Here is a 7788-nt window from a genome sequence, read left to right as displayed (position 1 = left end):
TCTCCGGCAGCCGCCGGGCGACGGCGGTGGCGACGGTGGCGTCCTCCGCGTTCATCAGCCGCGCGATGTCGAGGGTGGGCAGCCGGTCGATGCCGGCGAGCTCGGGCCGGAACGCCTCGGTGGCCAGCGTCTCCAGCTGGGCGCGGAGATCGCTGGGGTGGGACATGTCGGTCATGGTGCGGGTCTCTCCGGTCTCCGGTCTCTCCGGTCGGTCAGTTCCGTGGGTCCGGGGCGTGCCGCGGCCGGGCGGCCGGCGTGCGGCACCGCTGGGGGGAGCCCGGGGTGGTGCGGTCCGGGGGGTGCGTGGTCGCGGGGGGCCGGGGGACCGGCCGCCCGTGGGGCGGCGCCCGCGCGGGCTACCGGGGCCCGCTGCGGTGCCGGTGGGCCAGCGCCTCGTACGACGCCGACAGGGCCGGGGCCGCCTGCTCGTACGTCCGCTGCGCCACGCCGACGAACAGGCAGTCCACGACGAGCAGTTGGCTGGTCCGGGAGGACATCGCCGCCGGGCGCAGCTCGCTCTCGCGGGCCGTGGACGTGGTCAGCACGTGGTCGGCGTACTGCGTGACGGGGCCGTCGGGGCGGCCGGTGACCGCCACCGTGGTCGCCCCGTGCTCGAAGGCCACCCGCAGCGGCTCGATGACGTCCCCCGTCGACCCGGAGTGCGTGATGGCGATCGCCACGTCGCCGGGACGCAGCTGCACCGCGTTGGTCACGGCGAGGTGCGGGTCGCTGGGGGCGTGGGCTATCAGGCCTATGCGCAGCAGCTTCTGGGTGAGGTCCTGCGCGACCAGGCCGGAGGCGCCGAGGCCGTACACGTCGGTGCGGCGGGCACCCGCCAGGGCGGTGACGGCGGCGCCGAGCTGGACGGTGTCCAGGCCGGCGGCGGTGTCGGCGAGGGTCTGCTGCTCGTCGTAGGCCAGCTTCGCGACGACGTCGGCGATGGGGTCGTCCACCGAGATGTCGGTCGTGATGGCCGGGGCCCGGCCGGACTGCTGCTGGGCGGCCAGTCCGGCGAGGGCCAGGCGCAGATCGCGGTAGCCCGGGTAGCCGAGCAGCCGGGCGGTGCGCACGACGGTGGCCTCGCTGGTGCCGGTCAGCTCGGCGAGCCCGGTGACCGTGAGCGCCGCGCAGCCGGCCGGGTCGGCCGCGACGGCCTCGGCGACGCGCTGCATGGAGCGGGTCATCGACGGTGCCAGGGTGCGGACCTTGGCCGCGAGGGCGGCGGGGGCGGGCGGTGCGGAGGCGGAGCCGCCGGGGCCGCGCTCCCTGGCGAAAATTTCCTTCACTTCCTGGGTCACCCTTGAAAGATATTTTCGTTCCGGTGTCGCGGTCAAGAGTGCGCACAATAGGGGCATGCACCCCGACAAGCCCCCCGTCACCCGACTCGAACAGGCGCTGCACGCGGCCCGTGCCCTCGTGCTCGCCGACCTCGCCGCGCGCGAGGTCGCGGACGCGGACGTGGTGTCGCTGGTCGAGGAGTCCGTCACCCACCGCCGCTGGTGGGTCGAACAATGGCCGGAGGGCAGCGAGTTCCTCGCCGGACTCGTCGCCCAGGACGTCCAGGACGCCCTGCTGGAACGGTACGGCCGCTGGCCCGTCTGCCCGGTCTGCGGCTCCGGCGACCCGCACGCGCTGGAGGTGGAGCCGGAGCTCGGCCCCGACCCGCACTGGGTGTGCCACAAGGCGGGCGTGAAGGTCGCGGCCGTCGGCGCGCTCGGCTCGGCGCCGGGCGGCGGGAGAGCGGAAGGCGCCCCGCCCTCGTGACGCTCTACATCGACCCGCCCACCTGGCCGGGCCACGGCCGCCTGTGGTCCCACCTGGTCAGCGACGTCTCCTACGACGAGCTCCACCTGTTCGCCGCCCGCCTCGGCGTCCCCCGCCGCGCCTTCGAACGCGACCACTACGACATCCCCGAACACCGTTACGGGGAGGTCGTGCTGGCGGGCGCGCTCCAGGTCAGCAGCCGCGAGGTGGTGCGCCTGCTGCACGGGGCGGGCCTGCGCCGCCGGAAGGGCGCGAGCACGGGGACGGGCAGGAGCGCGGTGCCGGGCCTCCCCGGTGCCCCGGGCCTCCCCGGTGCTCCGGGGCTCACCGGCCTGCCGGGTCTTCCCGGTGGCCCGGGCGGCGGCGCTCCCGGCCCGGTTCAGCGGCGCAGCTCGTAGGCGAACTCCTCCTCGCCCCCACTGATCCGGGTGAACCCGGCCCGCCCGATCACGGCCTGCGACGCGAGGTTGTCCGGCTCGGTGGCCGCGAACACCGACGTCACCTCCGGCTGCTCCAGCGCCCACGCCGACAGCGCGCGCAGCGCCTCGGTCGCGTACCCGTGGCCGCGCGCCTCGGGGGACAGGTCGTAGCCGATCTCCACCCGGCCGTCCTCGTCCGGCGGGCCGTGGAAGCCGATGCCGCCGACCGCGCGGTCGTCCTCCCGGCGCACCATGACGAACATCCCCCACCGGGCCCGCAGCACCCCCGCCCCGTACGCCTTGAGCAGCGCCCCGGCCGCGTCCCGCGTCCCGTCGTACGGCCCCGGGTCCACCCAGGTGAACCCGCCGCCCCCGCCCACCGCCAGGCCGGCCGCGGCGGCCGGGGTGACGCCCTCCAGGGTGAGCCGGTCCGCCGGGACCACCAGGTTGTTGCTCCACCGCCAGGCGGTCACGGGCTCCCGGCCGGGCAGGTCCCCGCGCCCCGTCGCCCACAGCAGCGTCGGCCAGGGCGCGGGGCCGGGCATCACCTCGGGGAAGATCCGGGTCAGCACGAACTCGGCGAGCGCGGCGGGCGGTTCGTACGCCACCCCCAGGCCCTCGGTGACGTCGTGCGTGTGCAGCAGCACCTCGGCCACGCCCATCGCGGCGAAGCCCGTGCGGTCGGCGTGCCGGAAGGGGTACGGGTGGAAGGCGCGCACCGCGCGGGGGGTGGTCCGCAGCGTCGCGGCCAGCAGGGCCCCGGTCGTGCGGATCACGTGCAGGGCACCGGCGTTGTCGGTGCCGTCGTCCAGGACGATCTCGAACGGCACGTAGGCGTCGGCGGCCCGTCCGGCCAGCTGCCCCGCGTACGTGATGAGATCCTCGGCGATGTGCTCCGCCGTCCGCCAGCAGTCCCACTCCAGCCGGCCGGCCCGCACCGCCCGCCAGTCCCGGTCCGCGACCGCTCCCAGCGCGCGCACGCAGTCCGCGACGGCTTCCTCGACCTGTTCTGCGCCCGCAGCATCCATGGGGGCAGGCTAGGAGGACGGCGGCACCGGGGTCGACAGCATTTCCAGTTCCCCGCGCAGATTGTGGCGGGCGGTGGCCTCCCAGTGCTTGGCCCCGTACGGGGTGCGGAACAGGCGGGGCAGGCCGAGCAGTTGACGCAGCACGGCGGCCCGGCCCTCCCGGAAGGCGTCGCCGGGGACGAAGTGGTACTCCTCGCGGACGGCGACCGTGTAGGCGGCGTACGCGGACGGGGACCCGGCGAGGACCGCCAGGTCGGCGTCGCACAGCACCTGGCCGTTCAGGTCGTCGTCGGCCGGGTCGTGCGTCACGGTGAGCCGCACCAGCCGCGCCACCTCCGCCGCCTTCGCCTCCGGCACCCCGGCCTCGGTCAGCGCCCGCTCGGCGAGCCGGGCCGAGCGCTCCTCGTTCTCCGAGCGGTCCGGCAGGTACACGGCGTCGTGGAACCAGGCGGCGAGACGGACGACGTCCGGGTCCCCGGCGTACTCCGCCAGCTCGTCGACGCGGTCGAGGACCGCCGTGAGGTGGGCGACGGTGTGGTACCGCCGCTGCGGCTCCCGCCAGCGCGCCAGCAGGTTGTCGGCGTACGGCCCCGGATCGGGCCCGCCGCCCGGGCCCCGGGCCCCCTCCAGCGCGCGGGCGAAACGGTCCCGCAGATCGCGCGGGTCACGCGGGGTGCTGTCGGCGTCATCGGTGTCGGCCATGGGCCCATTGTTCCGGGTGCGGGCCGTTGCGGCGGGCCGAAAAATGACGGGCCGGGTGATCTTCGGCTCGGTAGGGTGACCGCCCGGCGCGCGAACGTCCGTCCGCGTGCCGCGCCCACGTCGCCGGAAGAATCGAGCTGCCGAGTGCAACCGACCTACGTCCTGGTCCACGGGGCCTTCGCGAACTCCTTCTCCTTCGCGCCGCTCCAGGCCGAACTCGGCCTCCTCGGACACCGGTCGGTCGCCGTCGACCTGCCCGGGCACGGCTTCGGGGCCACCTACACCCGCGCCTACCAGGCGCCGCAGGATCCGGAAGCCCTCGCCGCCGCGCCCGGCGCGATCAAGGGCGTCACGCTGGCCGACAACGCCGCGCATTTGACCGGGATCCTGGAGCGGGCCAAGCGGAACGGCCCGGTGATCCTCGTCGCGCACAGCCGGGGCGGCATCACCGCCACCGCGGCGGCCAACGCCCGGCCGGACCTGATCGACCGCCTCGTCTACGTCGCGGCCTGGTGCCCGGTCGCGCTCGACGTCGGCGCCTACTACGCCGAGCCGGAGATGGCCGACGTCGACGCCGCCTCCCTGGGCCTGGCCGCGGCCGGCAACCCGGCCGAACTCGGCCTGCTCCGCGTCAACTTCCGCACCGCGGACCCGGCCGCCCTCGCCGCGCTCAAGGCGGCCTTCCTCGCCGACGGCACCGACGAGGAGTTCCTGACCTTCCTCAACACCTTCCAGCCCGACGAGAACCTGGACGTCGGCGGCTCCGCCGACCGGGCGCAGGCCTCGACCTGGGGCACCGTCCCGAGGACGTATCTGCGGCTGGCCGACGACGCGAGCATGCCGCTCGCGCTGCAGGACCGGCTGATCCGTGAGGGCGACGCGCTGACCCCGGACAACCCGTACGACGTCCGCACGCTGCCGGGCAGCCACCTGAAGTGGCTGGTCGACCCGGCGCCGGCCGCCCGCGTCCTGGGCGCGCTCGCCTCCCTCACCGCCCCCTCCGCGGACTGACGGGGCGGCCACCCGGAAAAGATGCCGCCGTCCGGGGCGGTGCCGCCGTTAGCGTGGGTCGTATGACGACTCCTGCCGATGTGCACGACGTACGTGACCCCGAGCTGCCCGGGCGGCTGCTCACCGACGAGCGGGACGCCCTGGTGCCGCTGCTGCGCGCCAGGAAGGACGAGGACTTCGCGCTGGCTGTCGCCGCGTGTCCCGGATGGACGGTGCGGGACGTGCTCGCGCACTGCTCGGCCGCGTTCACGCGGGTGCTGGAGAGCCGCTTCGAGAAGGGGGTGTTCTCCCCCGAGTCCAACGACCGGGACATCGCCGAGCGGGCCGACTGGAGCAACGCGCGGATCGTGGACGAGTTCGAGCGCGGGCTGACCGAGGCCGGGCCGGTGATCGCCCGGGCGGGCGGGGTGCTGGACGTGCTCGCGCTGGGGGAGTGGGTGCACGCCGGGGACATCCGGGAGACCTTCGGCGAGCCGGGCGCGTACGGGGGCGACCGGCTGCCGCAGGCGCTCGCCCTGCTGGCCTACGTGACCTGCCGCGACCACCACCTCCCCCTGCACGCCGACCTCGACGACGCCGACGAGCCGCTGCGCCTGGGCGACATCTCGGGCGAGCGGCCGCCCGCCCGCTACATCGGGGACGGCGCCACCCTGGTGCGCCTGTACGCGGGGCGCCCGGTGCACGGCGCGTCGTACGAACTGGCGGGGGCGCGGGCGGAGGAGCTGAACATCTTCGGGGACTGAGGGCCCTGCCCGGGGCGTGCGCACCGGTCGCGGGGCGCACGCCCCGCGACCGGTGACGGCGGACGGGCGGACGGGCGGACGGGGTCAGCGGCTCCCGTAGCCGCCGTGGTCCTTCCCGTGGCCGGTGCCGTAGCCGCCGGAGTCGCCGTAGCCGTTCTCATCGGGCTCGTCGGGCTCATCCGGCTCGTGGGGTTCGTCGCGGTCGTTGGTGAGCCGGACGGTGACCACGTCCCCGGCGCCGTCCGAGGTCAGCTCGTGCGGGCCGCTGACCGGGTCGGCGGGCCGTGCGTAGCCGTCGGGTGCGGCCGTCTCGACCAGGTAGTACGCACCGGGCGGCAGGCCGTCGAAGGCGCAGGTGCCGGACGTGCCGGTGGTGCAGCTCCGGCCCGTCATCGTGTCGGGATCGGCGCCCGACGTCTGGAGTCCGGCCGTGCCGTTGCTCTCCCGCCAGAGGGCGAAGACCGCGCCCGCGAGGGGGCTGCCGTCCTCGGCGTCGGCCTTCTCCACCGCGAGGGAACCGTCCGGGTCGGGCTGCCCGGTCCGGGTGTTCTCCGCGGCGGCGCGGACCCCCTCGGCGGCGTCCGGGCCGGTCAGGACCAGGGGACCGAAGACGCCGGGGTCGGGCAGGTCGTAGCCGTCGGGGGCCGCCGTCTCACGCCAGTAGTAGGTGCCCGGCGGGACCGTGCGGGCGCAGGTGCCGTCCGGGCCCGTGGTGCAGGTGTCGCCGAGCCGGGTGTCGGGGTCGGCGCCGGAGGTCTGGAGCCCGTCGGTGCCGTTGGTCTCCTGCCAGAGTTCGAAGACCGCGCCCGGCAGCGGGTCGCCCGTCGCGGCGTCGGTCTTGTCGATGCGTACCTCGCCGGTGACCGGCTCGTCGCCGTCACAGTCCGGCAGGTCGCCGTCGAAGGGGTAGGAGTGGAACTCGACTCCGGTCTGTGCGCTGGTGTGGGTGAGTGAACCGGTGGTGAAGAAGCGGCCGTTCACGGGTCCGGGCAGTCGCCCGGCACGCACGGGCCGAGTCCTCCCGGCAGCGGGGCGGCCTGTGCCGGCCCGCTGCCGGCGCCGACGACCAGGGCGGGGGCGAGGCCCGCCACGAGTGCGCAGGCCAGCCCGGCCCGGCCGAGCCGGGAGCGGAGGGCGGCCACGCGTTGTGTGATCACATGCATGCCCGCAGGGTTGGCCGTCGGCCCCCGCAGGGCGGGACCGACATACCGGCCGGGGTGGTTGTCACGCCAACGGACCGCAGGGGATTGCTCCGTAGGCAGGGCGACGCGGTGGGCGGCTCGGTCGGCGGCGTGCTGGGCGGCTCGGTCGGCGGTGTGCTGGGCGGCGCGGTCGGCGTGCGGGGTGGATTGGACTAGACCTGTCGTCGTAGTGTGGTGTGTGCACCGACACCGGTATCGACGCACCGTCCAAGAGCTGAACCGACGAATGGGGTCCCATGAGCAAGCGTGCGGTCCTGGAGGTGATCGCCCTCGGCGTCGAGGACGCGGTCGCCGCGCAGGAGGGCGGTGCGGACCGTCTGGAACTGGTCACCGACATGGCGGCCGACGGCCTCACCCCGTCCCCCGCGACCGTGGCCGCCATCCGCGACGCGGTCGACCTCTCGCTCCGGGTGATGCTGCGGCTGGCGGACGGCTTCGCCGCCGGGGACGTGGACCGGCTCGTCGGGCTCGCCGGAGAGCTGCGCGGGGCCGGGGCCGAGGAATTCGTCCTCGGCTTCCTGGACGCGAGCGGCCGGGCGGACCTGGCGGCGGTGGAACGGGTGGTCGGCGCGCTGGGCGGGTGCCGGTGGACGTTCCACCGGGCCATCGACCGCGCCGCCGACCGGGACGCCCTGCGCAAGCAGCTCGACGGGCTCCCGGGCCTGGACACCTACCTCACCGCGGGCTCGCCGGCCGGTGTCGACGACGGACTGCCCGTGCTGTGCGCCGAGGCCGGCCGGCGCGGCGAGCCCGGGTACGCGCAACAGGTGCTGGTCGGCGGCGGACTGCGCCTGGACCACGTACCCACGCTGCGCGCGGCCGGACTCGACGCCTTCCACATCGGCGGGGCGGCCCGCCCCGACGGGTGGGACGGACCGGTGTCGGCCGCGGCGGTCGCCGAGTGGCGCAGAGCGGTCGA

At 75.5% G+C, this 7788-nt stretch carries 9 protein-coding genes and 2 pseudogenes; 5 read left to right on the top strand and 6 right to left on the bottom strand.

From position 1 onward, the window contains the following. Together G3I53_RS34125 and G3I53_RS25510 are read right to left on the bottom strand one after the other, a co-directional pair. Window positions 1-175 (bottom strand): annotated as a pseudogene (locus G3I53_RS34125) (N-acetylmuramic acid 6-phosphate etherase); the annotation flags it as partial. Between the two features lie 181 nt (window positions 176-356). After that, window positions 357-1298, bottom strand: a complete 942-nt coding sequence (locus G3I53_RS25510) for a MurR/RpiR family transcriptional regulator (protein ID WP_164438806.1) — start codon at window positions 1296-1298, stop codon at window positions 357-359. A 55-nt stretch (window positions 1299-1353) separates the two neighbouring features. Between G3I53_RS25510 and G3I53_RS25505 the strand changes: the two genes are divergently transcribed. Both G3I53_RS25505 and G3I53_RS25500 read left to right on the top strand, forming a co-directional pair. Then, window positions 1354-1764, top strand: coding sequence for a hypothetical protein (locus G3I53_RS25505; RefSeq protein WP_164335441.1), 411 nt, complete (start codon window positions 1354-1356; stop codon window positions 1762-1764). Further along, window positions 1761-2021: pseudogene (locus G3I53_RS25500) on the top strand (DUF4031 domain-containing protein); the annotation flags it as partial. The gene G3I53_RS25505 and the pseudogene G3I53_RS25500, both read left to right, overlap by 4 nt. Window positions 2022-2143: 122 nt before the next feature. Here the strand turns inward: G3I53_RS25500 and G3I53_RS25495 are convergent. Both G3I53_RS25495 and G3I53_RS25490 read right to left on the bottom strand, forming a co-directional pair. Then, window positions 2144-3211: a GNAT family N-acetyltransferase gene (locus G3I53_RS25495; protein WP_164335443.1), complete on the bottom strand. Its 1068-nt coding sequence runs from the start codon at window positions 3209-3211 to the stop codon at window positions 2144-2146. A 9-nt stretch (window positions 3212-3220) separates the two neighbouring features. Then, window positions 3221-3913, bottom strand: a complete 693-nt coding sequence (locus G3I53_RS25490; RefSeq protein WP_164335445.1) for a hypothetical protein — start codon at window positions 3911-3913, stop codon at window positions 3221-3223. Between the two features lie 144 nt (window positions 3914-4057). Between G3I53_RS25490 and G3I53_RS25485 the strand changes: the two genes are divergently transcribed. Together G3I53_RS25485 and G3I53_RS25480 are read left to right on the top strand one after the other, a co-directional pair. Beyond that, entirely contained in the window at window positions 4058-4924 is an 867-nt protein-coding gene (locus G3I53_RS25485) for an alpha/beta fold hydrolase (protein ID WP_164335447.1), read from the top strand. Between the two features lie 62 nt (window positions 4925-4986). Next, window positions 4987-5667, top strand: coding sequence for a maleylpyruvate isomerase family mycothiol-dependent enzyme (locus tag G3I53_RS25480; protein ID WP_164335449.1), 681 nt, complete (start codon window positions 4987-4989; stop codon window positions 5665-5667). An 84-nt stretch (window positions 5668-5751) separates the two neighbouring features. On the opposite strand, the gene G3I53_RS25475 is transcribed toward G3I53_RS25480, so the two are convergent. Beyond that, the gene (locus G3I53_RS25475) at window positions 5752-6675 is read right to left on the bottom strand and encodes a SpaA isopeptide-forming pilin-related protein (RefSeq protein ID WP_164335451.1); all 924 of its coding nucleotides are present in this window, start codon (window positions 6673-6675) and stop codon (window positions 5752-5754) included. Further along, window positions 6645-6830 (bottom strand): hypothetical protein, encoded by a 186-nt coding sequence (locus tag G3I53_RS25470; RefSeq protein WP_164335453.1) that lies wholly within the window; start codon window positions 6828-6830, stop codon window positions 6645-6647. The genes G3I53_RS25475 and G3I53_RS25470 overlap by 31 nt, the downstream gene beginning before the upstream one ends. Window positions 6831-7105: 275 nt before the next feature. On the opposite strand from G3I53_RS25470, the gene G3I53_RS25465 reads away from it, so the two are divergent. Continuing rightward, the coding region (locus G3I53_RS25465) for a copper homeostasis protein CutC (protein ID WP_164438805.1) at window positions 7106-7788 on the top strand (683 nt) is incomplete at its 3' end.

Origin of the sequence: Streptomyces sp. SID14436 (assembly GCF_010548465.1) — a bacterium.
Lineage (GTDB): Bacteria > Actinomycetota > Actinomycetes > Streptomycetales > Streptomycetaceae > Streptomyces.
The sequence above is the reverse complement of the archived record's forward strand: the minus strand, read 5'-3'. Positions and strand labels throughout refer to the sequence as shown.

What these genes read in the sequence shown, in the direction of transcription:
- G3I53_RS25490 (WP_164335445.1), bottom strand. Translation starts at nt 3,913, where the DNA reads ATGGCCGACACCGATGACGCCGACAGCACCCCGCGTGACCCGCGCGAT.
- G3I53_RS25505 (WP_164335441.1), top strand. Translation starts at nt 1,354, where the DNA reads ATGCACCCCGACAAGCCCCCCGTCACCCGACTCGAACAGGCGCTGCAC.
- G3I53_RS25495 (WP_164335443.1), bottom strand. Translation starts at nt 3,211, where the DNA reads ATGGATGCTGCGGGCGCAGAACAGGTCGAGGAAGCCGTCGCGGACTGC.
- G3I53_RS25470 (WP_164335453.1), bottom strand. Translation starts at nt 6,830, where the DNA reads ATGCATGTGATCACACAACGCGTGGCCGCCCTCCGCTCCCGGCTCGGC.
- G3I53_RS25480 (WP_164335449.1), top strand. Translation starts at nt 4,987, where the DNA reads ATGACGACTCCTGCCGATGTGCACGACGTACGTGACCCCGAGCTGCCC.